The 17,456-nt window shown below is 56.6% G+C and carries 10 protein-coding genes; 9 read left to right on the top strand and 1 reads right to left on the bottom strand.

The annotated features are described in order from the left end of the window. Window positions 1-99 precede the first annotated feature (99 nt). From FQ705_RS19780 to FQ705_RS19765, 4 genes are all read left to right on the top strand, one after another. On the top strand, window positions 100-2,976 hold the full coding sequence (locus tag FQ705_RS19780; RefSeq protein WP_144143755.1) for a site-specific DNA-methyltransferase: 2,877 nt from the start codon (window positions 100-102) through the stop codon (window positions 2,974-2,976). Beyond that, the gene (locus FQ705_RS19775) at window positions 2,976-5,045 is read left to right on the top strand and encodes a UvrD-helicase domain-containing protein (protein WP_144143754.1); all 2,070 of its coding nucleotides are present in this window, start codon (window positions 2,976-2,978) and stop codon (window positions 5,043-5,045) included. The genes FQ705_RS19780 and FQ705_RS19775 overlap by 1 nt, the downstream gene beginning before the upstream one ends. Before the next feature lie 359 nt (window positions 5,046-5,404). Then, window positions 5,405-6,403: an AAA family ATPase gene (locus tag FQ705_RS19770; RefSeq protein WP_144143753.1), complete on the top strand. Its 999-nt coding sequence runs from the start codon at window positions 5,405-5,407 to the stop codon at window positions 6,401-6,403. A gap of 14 nt (window positions 6,404-6,417) precedes the next feature. Further along, window positions 6,418-8,757 carry a S8 family peptidase gene (locus FQ705_RS19765; protein WP_144143752.1) on the top strand — a complete coding sequence of 780 codons (2,340 nt, stop codon included), beginning with the start codon at window positions 6,418-6,420 and terminating at the stop codon, window positions 8,755-8,757. A 10-nt stretch (window positions 8,758-8,767) separates the two neighbouring features. Here FQ705_RS19765 and FQ705_RS19760 read toward each other — a convergent pair whose 3' ends face one another. Continuing rightward, the gene (locus tag FQ705_RS19760) at window positions 8,768-9,907 is read right to left on the bottom strand and encodes a tyrosine-type recombinase/integrase (protein WP_144143751.1); all 1,140 of its coding nucleotides are present in this window, start codon (window positions 9,905-9,907) and stop codon (window positions 8,768-8,770) included. 816 nt (window positions 9,908-10,723) lie between these two features. Between FQ705_RS19760 and FQ705_RS19755 the strand changes: the two genes are divergently transcribed. From FQ705_RS19755 to FQ705_RS34995, 5 genes are all read left to right on the top strand, one after another. Beyond that, window positions 10,724-13,246, top strand: coding sequence for a type VI secretion system Vgr family protein (locus FQ705_RS19755; RefSeq protein WP_144143750.1), 2,523 nt, complete (start codon window positions 10,724-10,726; stop codon window positions 13,244-13,246). Window positions 13,247-13,267: 21 nt separating this feature from the next. Further along, window positions 13,268-15,586: a hypothetical protein gene (locus FQ705_RS19750; RefSeq protein WP_144143749.1), complete on the top strand. Its 2,319-nt coding sequence runs from the start codon at window positions 13,268-13,270 to the stop codon at window positions 15,584-15,586. A gap of 104 nt (window positions 15,587-15,690) precedes the next feature. Beyond that, complete coding sequence (locus FQ705_RS19745; protein ID WP_144143748.1) at window positions 15,691-16,293, top strand: hypothetical protein; 603 nt, start codon at window positions 15,691-15,693, stop codon at window positions 16,291-16,293. Window positions 16,294-16,430: 137 nt separating this feature from the next. Beyond that, window positions 16,431-16,955: a hypothetical protein gene (locus FQ705_RS19740; RefSeq protein ID WP_144143747.1), complete on the top strand. Its 525-nt coding sequence runs from the start codon at window positions 16,431-16,433 to the stop codon at window positions 16,953-16,955. A 408-nt stretch (window positions 16,956-17,363) separates the two neighbouring features. Then, window positions 17,364-17,414, top strand: a complete 51-nt coding sequence (locus FQ705_RS34995; protein WP_409934726.1) for a hypothetical protein — start codon at window positions 17,364-17,366, stop codon at window positions 17,412-17,414. The last annotated feature ends 42 nt before the right edge of the window (window positions 17,415-17,456 follow it).

The following is a 17,456-nucleotide window of genomic DNA, read 5'->3' as shown; positions in this document are numbered from 1 at the left end:
GGCAGCCGAAGACATCAGCAAGGTGGAACGTCGCCTCGTAGCCGCCGACCAAACATCTCTGAAGAAGCGCGACGCGCTGGACAACTGAGCAACATACACATGGCCAAGAAACTTGCCACGCAAGCCTCCAAAGTAATCGAAGATCTCGTTCACAACGAGGCTAAGCGTAAGAATATTCCTACCGTGGAGCATCAGTCGGTGATGCAGCACCACGAGCAAGCGCCAGTGAAGGTGGCGTACCCGCGCGGTGGCAAAGGACTGGACGACGAAAAGGCGCAGCGCAATCGTGACCTCGACCCCCAGTTTGTCTGGCGTGGGAAGGATCAGCAGGACTGGTCCGACTTGGTGGTCAACGCGCCGCCGCTCTACATTCAGGAAAAGGTAAAGCCCAAGGTGCTGATCGACGACCTGCGCCGGGTCAGCGAAGCAGCCGCGCCATCGGCGATGGGCGATTTGTTCGGCGACTTCAACGGGCTGCCGGAAGGCGCGGACAGGACCGATTTCTACCAGCACGAAGGCCATTGGCAGAACCGGATGATTCTTGGCGACAGCTTGCAGGTGATGGCGTCGCTGGCCGAGCGTGAAGGACTGCGCGGCAAAGTGCAGTGCATCTACTTCGATCCTCCGTACGGCATCAAATTTAACAGCAATTTCCAGTGGTCAACGACCAGCCGCGACGTGAAGGATGGCAATGCTGCGCACATCACGCGGGAGCCGGAGCAAGTCAAGGCGTTTCGGGATACGTGGCGGGATGGCATTCATTCGTATCTGACCTATCTGCGCGATCGACTGACGGTAGCGCGAGATCTGCTGGCTGAATCGGGATCGGTCTTCGTACAAATTGGGGATGAGAACGTACACCGAGTACGGGCGGTAATGGACGAGGTGTTTGGAGATGAAAATTTCGTTGCTCAGATTCAGATAAAAAAATCAGGCGGCGCCACCAGCGAATTTTTGCCGGGCATAACGGACTATGTCTGCTGGTTCGCAAAGCGAAAAGAGTCTCTAAAGTTTCGCTCTGTTTATCAGGCTCAAGGTGGCAGACGCGATGATGATTACGGACTGGTTGAGTATGACGTGGATCGCTGGGTGACTGAGGCGGAAGCAGAGTCTCGTAATTTATCTGGACGTGCAATGCAGTTGATTACGCTCACGAGCCAACGGCAAGGGCGAGACACATCGGATACATCGGCCATGGGCTATGCCTTTCCATTTCGAGGCCAAGAGTTTCGTCCATCCAAGGGGCGCGGGTGGACGACGACGCTGAAAGGCATGGACCGACTCGTAAAGGCGTGTCGAGTAGCACGTTCGGGATCCAATGTAAGGTTGAAGAAATATCTCGATGATGCTCCGGGACAGGCCGTTACAGATTTTTGGGATGATCTGATCGCTGGAGCCGGGCGGGACAAAACTTACGTGGTTCAGACCGGGGCAAGTGTCATTCAACGTTGCGTCTTGATGTCTACCGATCCCGGAGATCTCGTGCTCGACCCGACCTGTGGATCGGGCACCACTGCTTATGTTGCCGAACAGTGGGGTCGCCGCTGGATCACCATCGACACCTCGCGCGTGGCGCTGGCACTGGCTCGTGCCCGCATCATGGGTGCACGGTACCCGTTCTACCTGCTCGCTGATAGCCGGGAAGGCCAGTTAAAGGAAGCCGAGATCAGCCGCAGCGTACCGTCCTCGCAACCGGTGTACGGCAACGTCGCCCACGGCTTCGTTTGCGAACGCGTGCCGCATATCACGTTGAAGTCGATTGCCAACAACGCCGAGGTTGACGTCATCTGGGAGAAGTGCCAACAAACGCTCGAGCCTCTGCGCGAACAGTTGAACAAGGCGCTGAAGAAAAACTGGCAGGAATGGGAAATTCCCCGCGAAGTCGATGCCAAGTGGAGCGAGGCGGCTAGGAAGCTGCACGCTGACTGGTGGCAGCAGCGCCTCGCCAGGCAGAAGGAGATTGACGCTTCCATTACAGCGAAGGCCGAATTCGAATTCCTCTACGACAGACCGTATGAGGACCGAAAACGCGTGCGCGTGGCCGGCCCGTTCACTGTGGAATCGCTCAGCCCGCACCGGGTGCTCGGCGTTGATGAAGCCGACGAACTGATCGACGGCGCGGCCGAAGATCGTGCCGATTACGGGCAGGATTTTACGTCGATGATCTTGTCCAACCTCAAGACGGCGGGAGTGCAGCAGAAGAACAAGGACGACAAGGTCGAGTTCTCCGCGCTGGAACCGTGGCCGGGCGAAGGCTATGTGGTGGCCGTCGGCACATATATGGAAGGCGACAATTCTAAACGCGCCGGCATCTTCGTCGGCCCGGAATTCGGCACGGTGTCCCGTGCGGACCTCGTGGACGCCGCGCGTGAAGCAGGCGACGCCGGGTTCGATGTACTGATCGCCTGCGCCTTCAACTACGACGCACCGGCCAGCGAATTCAGCAAGCTCGGCCGCATCAACGTGCTGAAAGCGCGGATGAATGCAGACCTGCACATGGCAGAAGACCTGAAGAACACCGGCAAGGGCAATTTATTCGTGATCTTCGGTGAACCGGACGTGGACGTTCTTGACACGAATGGCAACAGTATCCGGAGGTACGATGGCAAACGCGACATTATCGAAGTACCTGCCGGCGAGGAGCTGGTGGTGAAGATCCGAGGGGTTGATGTATTTGACCCGAGCACCGGAGAAGTGCGCAGCGACGATCCTGACGACATCGCCTGCTGGTTTCTCGATACCGACTATAACGAGGAATCCTTCTTTGTCCGACACGCGTACTTCCTCGGCGCGAACGATCCGTACAAGGCTCTGAAGACTACCCTCAAAGCCGAAATCGATCCGGACGCGTGGGCTACTCTCAACAGCGATGTCTCACGCCCCTTCCCCAAACCCACCACTGGCCGCTTCGCGGTTAAGGTTATCAACCACTTGGGGGATGAGGTGATGAAAGTTTTTAAAGTGGGTAAAAACTGATGGAATTCCGAATCGCCGACACATTCACCGCCAGTCTCGCACGACTGACTGGCGACGAGCAGAAGCTGGCCAAGACCACCGCTTTCGACCTGCAAGTCGATCCGACGGGCAATGGCCACAGCTTCCATAAGCTCGACAAGGTCAGGGATCCCAATTTCTGGTCGGTGCGGGTCAGCCGCGACATTCGCCTGATTGTCCACAAGACTGCGGGTAGCCTATTGCTGTGCTACGTCGATCATCACGACAGGGCCTATCAGTGGGCCGAGCGCCGCAAACTGGAAACCCATCCAGCCACCGGTGCGGCGCAACTGGTGGAAATCCGCGAGCTTGTACGGGAAATATCCGTTCCTAAATATGCGGAACAGGCCAAGCCTGCGTCGGCGACACTTTTCGGCAAATACAGCGACAAGCAACTGCTGGCTTACGGTGTGCCCCTGGAATGGCTGATGGACGTGCGTGCGGCGGATGAAGATAGTCTGCTGGAGCTAGTGGCTCACCTGCCTAGCGAGGCAGCAGAGGCTCTGTTAGAACTGGCCACAGGCGGCACACCTGTTGCGGCGAAGCCGACGGAGAACACTGAGGATCCATTCCAGCATCCGGATGCCCAGCGCCGTTTCCGCGTGATGTCTGACACGGACGAACTGGTGCGTGCGCTCGAATATCCGTGGGATAAGTGGACGGTGTTCCTGCACCCGGCGCAGCGGCAGATGGTCGAGCGCGATTACAGCGGTCCGGCGCGTGTCTCCGGTTCTGCTGGCACCGGCAAGACCGTGGTGGCCTTACATCGGGCGGTGCAACTGGCCCGCAATGACGAGGACGCACGCGTCCTGCTTTCCACCTTCTCGGACACTTTGGCAAACGTCTTGCGATCGAACCTGTATCGGCTTGCCTACAACACGCCAAAGCTGGCTGAGCGCATCGACGTGGTCGCGATGGATGCGGTTGGGACAAAGCTTTATTCGGCGGAGTTCGGCAAGCCGACGTTCGCTAGCCGAGAGGAGATTTCATCGCTGCTGAAGTCAGCTGCCAGGGACGTCGATGGGCTGAGTGCCAACGCGTCCTTCCTGCTGTCCGAATGGGATGACGTGGTGGATACTTGGCAACTCGAAAGCTGGGAGGCGTATCGTGACGCAAAACGACTGGGCCGCAAAACACGCCTGCCGGAGGCGCAGCGCGCGTTGTATTGGCAGGCGTTTGCCAAGGTGAAGCAGCAATTGCAACAGACTGGCAAGATCACCAAGGCCGATATGTTCGGCAAACTGGTTGAGGTCATGCCAAAACGTAAGCATGCGGTGTTCGACTACATCATCGTCGATGAAGCTCAGGACATCGGCGTGCAACAACTGCGCTTCCTAGCTTCAATCGCTAGGGACAGGTCCAATGCGCTGTTCTTTGCCGGAGACCTAGGGCAGCGTATCTTTCAGCAGCCATTTTCGTGGAAGCAACTGGGCGTGGATGTGCGCGGACGTTCCCGGACGTTGAATATCAACTACCGCACCTCGCATCAGATTCGTTCGCAGGCCGACCGGCTGCTCGGTCCGGAAGTGTCGGACGTGGACGGCAACCTAGAAAGCCGTAAAGGTACCATTTCTGTTTTCAACGGGCCCGAGCCGGTGATCCGTAGCTTTGACGGCCCCGATCTGGAAAGTCAGGCAGTTGGGCAATGGTTGAAGCAATCGGGCACGGGCGGAGTGTTGCCACATGAAATCGGTGTCTTCGTCCGCTCGAAGGAAGAATTCCCGCGGGCGCAGGCCGCCATTTTAGCCTCTGGCCTAAAGGCTCGCGTGCTCGGCAAGGATATGGCTACTGAGGAGGGATTTGTCAGCGTCACCACCATGCATTTGGCCAAAGGTATGGAATTCCGCGTGGTAGCAGTTATGGCCTGTGACGATGAAATCATCCCTTCTCAAGGCCGCATCGACATGGCGTCAGATGATGCCGAGTTGACCGAGATTTACAACACCGAGCGTCAGCTGCTGTATGTCGCCTGCACCCGCGCCCGCGATCTTCTGCATGTTTCCGCAGTGAAGCCAGGATCGGAATTCCTGCAGGATTTGATGCAAAAATAGGATGGCAATTGGCACCACGGGCACAGTGTTACCGCGCCGGACGTTCTCGGCGGTTGGATTTTGCGCCGAAGGATTTGCAGAGGTGATCAGTGGTCGGCATCGCTGTGGCCAGTTCGCATCGTTTTTCGGGCGCGATAGGGATGGCGGTCGCGAGTTTTACGAGCGTCCGATGGTGCCGCAGATAAGCGCAAACGCTAGCATGGTCCCAGCCGCTAGTTTGCCGCGCTCCGGTTGCGTGCCGATCCGGCATTCATAGCTCCGTCAATGCTCCCGTGGCCGATCTGGCGAGGCCAGTAATCGGGCCGGCCGTGGCAATCGCGTATAATTCTGGTGGGAACAAATAACACTGAGGATCTGAAATGGCACGCGGCGAACTGATGAAAAAGTTGCTCGCGAGTTACGGGCAGGACGACGAGTTCCGCGCCGTCGCCGAGCAGATCATCCTAGAAGAAGAGCAGAAAAATAATCGGGTGCTTGCTCGCTCGCTGCGCCGCACACTCGACAACGCGTCTGCAGTCGCGAAGGAAGCGAAGACGCCTAAAACACTGGCGCCGCTGATACCGTTTCCAGATGCGGCCGGCGAATTCGTCGAAAAAATTGAACCAAACAAGACCCACAAGGACATTGCTCTCGCACCGGCCAATGTACGGGTATTCCTCGGCTTGATGAAGGAGTTTCGACGTTCGGATGAAATCCGCAGGAAGGGATTGCCAGTCCGCGCCAAACTGTTGTTCTGCGGCCCGCCCGGCTGCGGAAAGACCATGTGTGCGGAGGTCTTTGCGAGTGAACTCGGACTGCCCCTCTATATCGTCAAGCTTGATCGGCTGATTTCGTCCTATCTGGGTGAGACTGCATCGAATGTCCGCAAGATTTTCGATTTCGCGCGCAAGCATCCTTGCGTGTTGTTCCTCGACGAGTTCGATGCCCTTGCTCGATCACGCGACGACACGTCCGAGCACAACGAACTGCGTCGGGTTGTCAATAGTCTGCTCATCTTTATCGATAGGATCGAGCCGAAGGGATTCCTCGTCGCGGCCACGAATCTCGGTCAGGCACTAGACCCAGCAATCTGGCGACGTTTTGACGAGGTGATCTGGTTCGACCGGCCGGATACCCGCATGATCCGGCAGTTCTTGCGAATGAAATTCAAGAACATCGAAATCACGTTCGACCCGGTCTCATTTGGCCCGAGGCTATCTGGGTACTCATACGCCGAAATCGAAAGGATATGCCTCCAGGCGATCAAAGCAGGCGTCATAGACCGCAGGAAAGAGGTGAGCGAGCGTGACTTCAGGATTGCGCTCGACGACGAGCATCGTCGCAAGGCGGGGCGTGATCGGATGAGTGAAACTACATAACGGCATCCGCACAGATGCCCCACTACGAACACTTGCGTCTGGTTCGCCTGCCCGAGCAATTTGAGCGCAGAAAGCACGGGGGCGGCGGACCTCCTCCGCAGCGCGACCCAGGCACCCATAGTGCGCGTCTATCAGTTGAACTCGATAACACGATCGCTGCGCAGCGTGCGCGGCGTCGACCAGAGTTCGTTGATCCGGCGCTGATTCTGCGCGTCCGAATGGCTGGCGCGCTGCAAGAAGGCGCTTGGGAAGGGTTGGGGCTCACCGTGTTGTCTTCTGACGCAGATCGCTCCCTTGTTCTTTTCGCCGATACTGACGACCTGCGTGATTTTCGACAGCGACTGAATGTTTACGCGCAGGGAGTACCGGCGGGACAAATTAACCCTGCCTACGCTGCATTTGTTGCAAACATCGAATCCATCGGGGGCGTAGAGCCTCGCGACAGGATTGGAGTCAAGTTGCGAGAAGACGGATTCGCGGTCGAAACAGACTTTGTTGACGGGCAGCGGTATACGCTTGACCTTGAGCTGTGGGATTTCGGCCGGCGCGATCTACGGGAGCGGAAGCTTGATGAGATCGGCGGGTACGTCGCAGCCCGTGGTGGCGAGGTGCTAGATCGCTATATCGGCCCGTCAATCTCGATGTTGAGAATGGTCGTCGAGGGTCCGTTAGTTAGGACGCTGCTGGGTATCGACGTGGTCGCAAACATCGACCTCCCGCCACAGCCAGACATGGGCACGGCGGAGGCCTTGGCTATAGACCTCACTGACATTCCCGATCTGAACCGCCTGGACGCGGATGCGCCGCTGATCGGTGTTATAGACAGTGGTATTAATGATCACCCGCTCATCGAAGACATTCTGGTTGGAGCGATTGGAGTCCCTGAGACCCTCGGTACCGCAGATGTATGGGGTCATGGAACTCGCGTCGGCGGCATTGCTGTTTTTGGCGACATCAAAGGGCAACTCGCGGCGGGGACGTTGAACCGCGGAGCGCGCTTGTGTTCCGCAAAAGTAGTCAATGACCAAGGTGGCTTCGACAATCGGCGCTTGGTTCCGTCCCAGATGCGCGAAGCGATCACGACACTGCATCGCCGTTTCGGCTGCAGGATCTTCGTCATCGCGTTGGGAGACAAGCGGCTTCATTACGACGGCGGTAAGGTCGGGGCATGGGCGGCCACGCTGGACGAGCTGGTTCGTGAGCTTGACCTAGTGATCGTCGTTTCGGCAGGCAACCGGCATCCTCGTGGCGGCCATCGTGTTGAGCAGGCGGTAACCGAATATCCGGACTATCTTGTCGAGGCTGCTAACCGGTTTCTTGAACCCGCAGGTGCGATGAACGTAGTGACTGTGGGTGCGCTATCGCACGGCACAGGCATCGCGCAGGAACTGGCTGATGACGTTCGTGTGCGTCCGATCACGGGCGCACTTGAGCCTTCACCGTTCACGCGGGTGGGGCCCGGGATTGCCGGGTCGCTCAAGCCAGATCTCGTTGACTTTGGCGGCACGATGGTGTTCGACGCCGTTACTGCGAGTCTGCGCAATGGTGACGACCTTCCGAGTGCTGGCGTAGTGTCCCTGCACCATCTGCCGGTTGAACAGCTGTTTACGGCGCGTTCGGGGACCTCATACGCGGCCCCCACGGTTGCATTCAAGGCAAGCCAGATTCTTTCGCTTTTGCCGAATGCCTCAGCTAACCTCGTGCGTGCACTTCTGGTTGGGGCCGCTCGAGTGCCGACTGAGGCGTCGGATCGTCTTGGCCTGCTGGGTGCCGACGCTATTGACCAGGTGTGTGGGCATGGGCTTGTGGATCTGGAGCGCGCTGCGTATTCAGACGACGCAAGGGTTGTTCTTTACGCCGAAGATGAGCTTGCGATTGATCATTTCGCCGTTTACGAAGTACCGATTCCAGCTGATTTTCAACAAACCCCCGGACGACGCACGGTCAAGGTAAGCCTCGCCTTTGACCCACCGGTGAGGCATACGCGCACGGACTATGCGGGAATCGGAATGAGTTTTCGCCTGATCAGGGGGTGCGATGCTGAGGAGGTGTTCGAGCACTATCGACGGCGGAATGTGGCGGCCGAAGGTGCCGCGCCAGAAATGGCAGCTCGCTATGCTTGCAAGCTTGAGCCGGGTCCTCAAACCCGTGAAAAGGCAACCCTTCAGTGCGCTTCGGTTACCTTTCAGCGCGATGTCTCGGTCTATGGCGATCGCTACTATCTAGTGGTGCGCTGCGAAAGTGGATGGGCTCAGGAGCTCGTGCAGAGCCAACGCTTCGCGGTGGTCGTCGAAATTAGTCACGAGCAGGACATTCGGCTCTACCAACAAATTCGCGTGCGCGTGCGGGCATGAGCGCTTGTTTTTACAAGATCCCAATCGCATCCAGCTTCGCCCGCATCCTGTCATGCCGAAGATGTCCGTAGTGTTTGTCGATCATCTCCGTTGACGTACCCGCCATGCGCGCAACTTCAAAACTATCGATGCCATTCGCAATCATCTCGCTGATTGCGGTGTGTCGAAGAGAGTACATTACGATCGTGGGTGGAAGCTTGGCCGCCTTGGCCGCTTCCTTGACGGGCTTTTTCCACGAATCCTTGTTCCAGCGTTGACCATACTCGGTCGTGAAAATCGGAGCGTCGGCGATCTTGTCCGTGGTGTGTTCTTTGAAGAACTGGATGGCGGACGACGAAAGGGACACGATTCGATAGCCGGTTTTGCCGTCAAGGGCGAGGGTCCCTTGTTGTCGGTCGAAGTGTTTGACGCTGACTTTGGCAAGTTCTCCGGGCCGAGCTGCGGTAAAGAGCATTGCCTTGACTAACTGTCGAATGTCGTCGGCGCATGCAGCGACAAAGGCTAGGCGTTGCTCGCTTGGCAGGAATGATTGGCGCCTGCGACCGACGTCCTTGAATTTTGAGACCGTCTTCCAACCGACATCCGTCGCAACCAGCCTGTCGTGCAGCGCGAGATTCAAGGCCGCTTTCAAAGAAGCAAGGTTGCGGTTTGCGCTGTCTTTGGCACGGCGCAAATCGTCTTCGTCTTCGGCGCTTTCTTCGATTGTGTCGATTTGATTCGCCAGCCAGTCCTTCAGATGCGAGGTGCGCAGTTTGGAAAGGTCGATTTTGGCGATTTTGTCGTCGTAGACGAGCCGCTTGAACCGCCCTTCGGCGTCTGCCTTGCTCGCCGAGCCTTTATGAAGTCCGAGATGCTTGACGTAATGATCGCAGGCTTCCTTGACGGTCGTACTTTTGGGTGAGACCCCAGCGTCTAGCGAGTTAGACCATTCGATGGTGGCTTTCGTCGCGTCGTCGTAATTCGCAAAGGTTCCCAGTGCACGGTATTCCTGTTTTCCAGTCTCGGCTCGGCGGCGGCCAATCCAGGTTCCTTCCCCTTCGGCTAGCTTACGAAATCCCACGTAGAGGCCAGACTGGACGCGCGCGAAGTAAGGTTCGCGTCGTGGGGCGAGCTTGTCGCGAGCGGTTTTGGTGGTGATGGATGAGGCCATGATTTTTTGTACGGAAACTGTACGGAAATTCTAGGCTGGATTGGCTCGGACATCAATGGATTAATTTTTGATAATTATCAATAGGTTGGCTTTTGTTTCTGGACTTCGATGGATGGCGGTAGACTAAGTTTCCGGCCCTCCGAAGGCAGGGGTTGCTGGTTCGATCCCAGCCGGGCGCACCAAGTGAATTCGAGCACTTAGGTCATCTCTCGCCACTGTTGTCGGCCGAGTACGTACGGAAATCATACGGAAACTGTGCTTGCGCCAAGGCGGGCTTCCTATGCTTAGAGCCAGTTCATTCTCGCAGCTTTGGCCCCTTTCGCAGAAGCCGCTCTTTACCCCTATCTCAATTCACCTGGCTCTAAACTGCTGAGGCTAGGGCACGTGCTTTCAATTAGGTCCTACTTCCAGTAGTCGCTGACTGTCCAGCTCTCAACGTATGAGCGATAGCTGATGTGCGCGAGCTACCTGACGACAGGGGCCTCTCCGATCGTGCGCTCGCCTTCTGGGAAAACGCCTGAACGTGGCGGCATCGGCAGCTGAAGATGCATATACCGAAGCTTCTGCCCTGTCTGACTGAGTGGGCATCGGATTGCGGTCGTTTAAAACCGGACCTTGTAATCTATTTGCTAATCAGAAGGGATATCTTGGAAGTTATTTAGCAGAATTAATAGATATGTCGTGCGCATATTCGGGTTGGAAAATATATATCGCCTCACACTTACTGATGTTGAATAGCTGGCCGATTCATCTGAACTTTCGTAAAATCGCGTGGAGCGCGGTCGCTTAGTCAGCCAACAAGAAAGAAGAGGCAGTATGGGTGCGCAGGACATAATCGGGGCAATAACTGGCGGACTCATCCAGAGTGATCGCCTGCTGAAGCTGGATACTGCACTGGGAAATAATGTCCTGTTGCCCCAACGGGTCACCGGTTATTCACGAATCGGCCGCCACTACGAATTCACGGCCGATGTCGTGTCCACCGCCGACACGATTGAACTCAAGAAGCTGATCGCCCAGCCGGTGACGCTTTGGGTTCAACAGACGGACAGGTCCTATCTTCCTCATCACGGTTACGTGCATACCGCACGGCGTCTTGGGTCGGACAGCGGGCTCACCAGTTATCAGATCGGCTATGCATCATGGATGCATTTCCTGCGCTTTCGCAAGGACGCACGAATCTGGCAGGACAAGCCGGCCGACGAAATCCTGAAGGATGTTTTCAACATGCATCCGCAGGCCCAAGGTGCATTTCGCTTTGCGTTGAGTAAGCCGTTGCCCTCGCGTTCGTTCTGCATGCAATACGAGGACGACTGGAATTTCGTTGAGCGGTTGATGGAAAACGAAGGGCTGTTCAGCTACTTTGAGCAGGCCAGCGACGGTAAATCGCATACGCTCATCGTCACGGACAGTCTCGACACGTGCCAGCCTCTTTCACCGCAGACAGTGCAGTTTTATCGCGCGGGCACGAACAGTGAAGCCGATGCCCTGGTTCAGTGGTCGGGCACGCGAACACTGCAAAGCACGACACTCACGACCCGCACCTTCGATTACAAGGCACCCGCTTCTCCTGGCTTTGCCAAGGGCACAAACATTCCAACGCTTCCTACGCAGGGGAATCTGCCTGAGCAGGCTGAGGTGTATGAATACACGGGAGCCTACACCTATGGGACGCAGGATCGGGGTGATGCCCTGTCAAAAATCCGCGTGGAAGAATGGGAATCGCGCGCGAAACGGTTTTACGGTTCAGGCGGTGTGCGTGGTGCTGATGCGGGACACTGGTTTGCGCTTGACGATCATCCCGGCCATGCGACAGATAGCCAGCAAAACCGCCAGTTTGCGATTATCGAAGCCGCCTGGTTCATCGAGAACAATCTGCCAGTGTCCAGTCAGGCGACCGATTTTCCGCACAGCCTGAAGAGCGAACTTGCCGCTGCGAAAGCTAGCCATGCCGGCCTGACAGTCACGCATGCTGATGGAAGTGAAGGTTTCTTCCTCGCCAAGATCGAGGCTCAACGCAAGCTCATTCCGTATCGCAGCCCGTTTGAACATAACAAGCCGGAAATGCACTTGCAGTCAGCGATTGTCGTTGGCCCTGCAAACGCAGAGGTCTACACCGATCCGCTGAATCGGATCAAGGTGCGTTTTCACTGGGATCGCCTCAATGACGGTGATGAAAAAGCATCGTGCTGGATTCGTGTCGCTATGTCAGATACGGGTGGTGGATACGGCGGCGTGCATGTGCCAAGAGTCGGCGAAGAGGTGCTGATCAGTTGGGTAGATGGCGATTGCGATAGGCCGCTAGTTACAGGCCGCGTCTACAACGGTCAAACGCAACCACACTGGCATTCCAACGGCCTGCTATCGGGCTACAAGTCGAAGGAATATCAGGGAAGTGGGCATAACCATTTTGTGATGGACGACGCGACAGGTCAGAATCGGCTGCAACTCTACAGCTCCAGCGCCAATGCGCAATTGCACCTAGGCTATCTGATCGCGCAAAACGGCAATTCACGCGGATCGTACCTCGGTAGCGGGTTCGATTTGAAGTCGGATGCGTTCGGCGCGGTGCGCGCCGGCCGCGGACTGTACGTGTCGACATACGCCAGATCGGCCACGAGTCAGCAACTGGATGTCAGCGAAACACAGTCGCAACTGGTGAATTCCGAGAGCGTCATCGAGGCGCTATCGCAGGCCAGTGAAGCGCATCAGGCCGCAAGTATGAAAGACGGCTACAGCGCGGTAAAGACGATGACCGACGCTACGCAAAACAGCGTGATGGGTCCAACGTCGAGCGGCGGCAAAACGGCGGGTGGCGGGACAGGCAATGCAAATGCGTTCAAGCAATCTGTTCTGGTGATGGGCAGCCCCGCGGGCATCGCGCTATCAACACAGAAGTCGGTGCATGTATCCGCTGAGGAGCAGATCAACCTGATCAGCGGACAGAGCACCCACATCGCATCAGGTAAATCGCTAATCGCCAGCGTTGCCGAGAAGATCAGCTTCTTCGTGCAAAACGCGGGCATGAAGTTATTTGCCGCGAAAGGCAAAGTAGAGATTCAGGCACAGTCGGACAACATCGAACTGACCGCACAAAAAACCGTGAGGTTGATATCTGCCACCGAGAAAATCGAAGCCGCCGCAGAGAAGGAAATCCTGCTGACGTCGGGTAGTGCATATATCCGCTTTTCCGGGGGAAACATCGAGATTCATGCTCCGGGGAAGATCGATATCAAGGGCAGTCAACACGCATTCAGTGGACCAACGTCGGAGCCCTACCCGCTTCCTCTATTGCCGAAAGGCCCGCTCAATCTAGGCGACGCGGACCTCTCAGAATAAGACCAAGCTAAAGACAAATCGATGCTCATCAGCTACCCGATCATTCCCGACAACTTTTCGGGCGCGCAAGCCCCCGAGCCGCAGACCGCATCTCACGGTCAGTATCCCGTCAGCAGACAGAACCGATGGCATGGCGGCGTTCACCTGGACCCCGGCGTCAGCGCGGACACGTTTGTGCGCGCGATCGCCGATGGTAAGCTGGTCGCTTACCGTCAAGCGTCCCAGCCTGAGTATAAATCGTACGACACGAACAAAAGCCAACCGAGCGATACCAGCTTCGTCCTACTCAAGCACAGTACCGAAACAGGCGATGGCATTGAGGTCGAGTTCTATTCGCTTTACATGCACCTACGGAACAGTGCGGACTTCCCGTCCAGTTTCGTGAACCGCGTCCGCGCCAATTACGCAAAGCCGCTGCAGACGCCGCAGTGGGATACCGTCAAAGTGTTTTCAGACGCCGACGCTCCGACGATCTACCGAAAGGAGATTGTGGGTATCATCGGACAATGGACGGGCAAACATTATGTGCACTTTGAGACATTCTGCAGCGAAGAACAACTGAACGCGTTCTTCCACGACTGCAAGACCGAATATCAGGACGCCAACAAGAACGGTCACGATGAGTACTGGGGCGACAGCTATTTCATGATCCCGGCGTCGACGCAGTTCCGCAGCACTTATACCCAGCCATCCGCGAGCCCGGCTCGCCCTAATCACATCGCGCCGCTTCAGCAGGGGCAAAATGCGCAGCGGCAGTACGTCCGCATGCGGTACGAGAGCGGTACGCGCTATCTGCAAACGTGGGCCTGGGATGATCAAACCCAGCAAGCCATCGCGCTAGGTGGCGAGCGAGCGGACCGCGAGTACGAGTACGAGTTGTATCAGCACGCGGTAGACCTTTACCCGTCAGCCCCCAGTGCGGGGTACGACCTGCTTCGTAACGGTCGAAATCTCGGGCCGGACAAGGCCCGCCTGGCGGACAACGAGATCGTCGCGTGGGTGTCTTTGCCCTTCAATGAGACGCAAAGCGGATACGTGAATCTTGCCGATACCGCGATTCTGAAGTTTTCGGATGCCGATTTCCCCCACTTCATGAACTGGCGGAAGATCAACGAAGACGGCAAATATATTCCGGCGAATGGACAGGCTGCTGCCGACATACTCGCGGAGATTGTGAGCTCGGTGGACACCAATCACGACGGCAAGCTGACGAAAGAAGAATACGAAGCATGGTTCCGTGGCGACCCAACAGCGCGCGAGAAAATGCGCCGTCTGGTCGTGCAGCACTCGAGTGAGTGGGACAAACGCACTCAGGCGGCCCGATATCAGGATCTGACGCAAGATGGTGAGGTGTTCGACCGCAATCCTCAGAATCATCAACCATTTCTGGATTTCTACGCGAAGGCCGCGTTCTGGGAAGAAGCCGGTTTGCCGGACAAAGTGTGGTATTTCCATCCGCTTGAATTGATCGCGCATTTCCGCAAATGCGGATGGCTTTCGCGCGACGAGCTGACGCAGTTGATTCCGCGTAAGTATGGTCTGCCTCACCCGGTCAATACTGTCACCTGGCACGCAGCGCTCAGCCGTTTGAGCGGATCGCCGATTTCGCACGCAGACATCGGCAAGACCTTCCGCAAATACGGCTTCACAACCCCGGAGCGGCAGACAGCGTTTCTGAGCCAGAGCTACATCGAAACCGGGCTTCTGCGATTCACGAAGGAAGTCGGATCGGGCGCGCCCAACCCCCAGTTTCCGGCGACGCAATACTATACGGTGTTCTATGGTCGCGGGTTGATGCAGCTGACGTGGCCGACGCTTTACGCCGATTACGGCACGTTCCGCAAATTTCCCCACAACGCGTCCGGCACGTATGTGGACCATCGCATTACGTCGACGTCGACGCACCACTGGAGCGGCGGCCCCACCGTGGATCATCAGGGGCACGTTCACAGCGATATGCGTCAGTGGTCGCCGCGATACGATCCGGATATCGTCGCAACCGATACCTTTAATGCTTGCGACAGCGCCGGCTTTTTCTGGGTTTGGAAGCACTATATGGGGCACTCAAACATTCACCGCGTAGCGGATGACGGCATCTCGACTGAGTCGGTGGGCAGAATGTCCATTCTGGTTAATGGTGGGGGCAATGGATACAACGATCGCCAGCAATACGCGGCCTTCATTTTCCGGTATCGCTCCGACACGACCGCCACCGACGCGACTGGTACGGTGACCGTCACGCGACAGCGTATCGTGACCCATCCGCATCAGACGCCAACCTGGGGCCAGGCCACCACGAGCACTCAGGTGCAAGTTGACTACACTCCTCAACGTACTTGATCCTCAGTCAGAAATCCGGACATCTCATGAATTGTCGAAACCTTATTGCCACGTCTCTGACTGTTGTGCTCGCTTCGCTCGCTCCAGTCGCCCACGCCGACGGTATGAACGCGTCAGTATCGGCGATACCGGCGCTGAATCAACACACTGCGCCGCTGGACGCATCGTTACGAGCGTTGCGCGCCGGCATTCTTAAAGACGCGAAGGAATGTGCAGAAAACGCGAGCGGTATGGGCGCTACGGCGCAATATCACGCCGATATAAAGAAGACGGTTGAGACGCCGAGCATTGTTGGATTCGAAGTTACCGGAAGTTCGCAGTGCGATGGCGCGCATCCTAACGCGTACCAGTATGGCATTTCATATCGCATCAAAGATGGCAAGCGATTCGATCTTAACGAAGTGTATGCAGTAGGACATCGCGATAGCGGTAGCCTGTTTCTGACCAGGGAATCGGTTGTCCCCGTCATGGCTGAGTTCAAGCGGATCAATGCTGGGAAACCTGATTGCCTCGATGCGTCGACTTTTAATGACGAGTCTCTGATGTCGAAGGCGTTTACGTTGGCCGTGCGGACAGATGGGACTCTGCAGTTTTACTTCGATACGGCCTATGTGGAAGCAACTTGTTTTGCGCCAATCCGGTTGGGTGCTCAAGCGGTCGGTGCGTTCAAGGATGGAAAGAAGGCTGCAGAGTATGGATTGCCTTGATGGCAGATCGATATACGCGCTCGAATTGGGGCCGCGCCGAATCACCGTAAACGTCGTCGCGCTGGGTGCGGTAGCGACCGATATCCGTGTTCGGAAAAATGGCAAAGCGCTTTGACAGCAGCAAACGGATGGTAAGCATGAAACATACGTTTCTCGTACTCATCGCGATCGCCGTGGTATTTTTCTCCGGGCAAGTGTTCGCCGGAGACGATGTGACTTTGTCGGCGAATCAGATTCATCCCGGCTGCTCCGTAGTCATGCACAAGCAATATCCGTCCGGGGTTGATCCGAACGTCAATTCGACCGTGTTTGATCAGCAACTGCTCTGGAAGTGTGAGGGCGCACAGATAGTCAAGATCGGGGCAATTGAGACGGAAGGCGGCGGACCGAAAATCGTCACGGTGTTCTACAGGCCAAACGAAATCGTCGTCCTTGCGCGCTGGACCTCAGCTTCGGCCGGCGCTGACTTCCAGGGCGATTTTTATCAGGTCAGTGCATTTCGTCTTGAAAAGATCGGCAACCAAACGGCGTTCAAGGCCTTGCCAGCTATCACCAAGGCGTTTGGCGATGGCTATGATGGTTTGCTAGATGGAAAACGGGTAACGTTTCCGTATAAGAATGCCGCGTCGATCCGCGTCCGCCTGGCGGCACTTGGTCTTTAATCTGGTGCGCCACGCAAGACCATACGAAACACGCAAATGCGCCAGCTGGGGGACGATTGGCTTGAATTGGCTTGCAAAACCTGCTTATAGCCGTGTCGCTCGTTCCAACGGCAGACCTGAGCGACTGCTTTTGCGGCGATGAAATCGAATTTCTGAACGTACTCAGACCAATATCTTCATGGCGGTTCGGCCGATCAAGCTTTGGCAGGTGCGAGATTAACGCGCGATTTATTTGCCGGTTTTTCAGAGCTGGAAGTAAGAGCAGGGGGCCGGTCATTGGGATGCTGCCACCCGCAACTGCGCGAGCTGACTTTGGGAATCGGCGAGTTGTTTCTCCAGTAACTCGGGATTCATTGGATCAAGCTGGGTGAGCGTTATATAACGGAACAGATTTACGTGCATACCAAGATGATGGTTGTAGACGATCTGTTTGCTCTGGTTGGGGGCGCGGGACTCTGAAATCGCCGTTCTGGTTGCGGATAGCGCAATGGAGAAACACGA

The sequence above is a fragment of the Paraburkholderia sp. BCC1884 genome, from assembly GCF_900996225.1.
Classification (GTDB): Bacteria; Pseudomonadota; Gammaproteobacteria; order Burkholderiales; family Burkholderiaceae; genus Paraburkholderia.
This window is presented reverse-complemented; position numbering and strand designations above follow the sequence as displayed.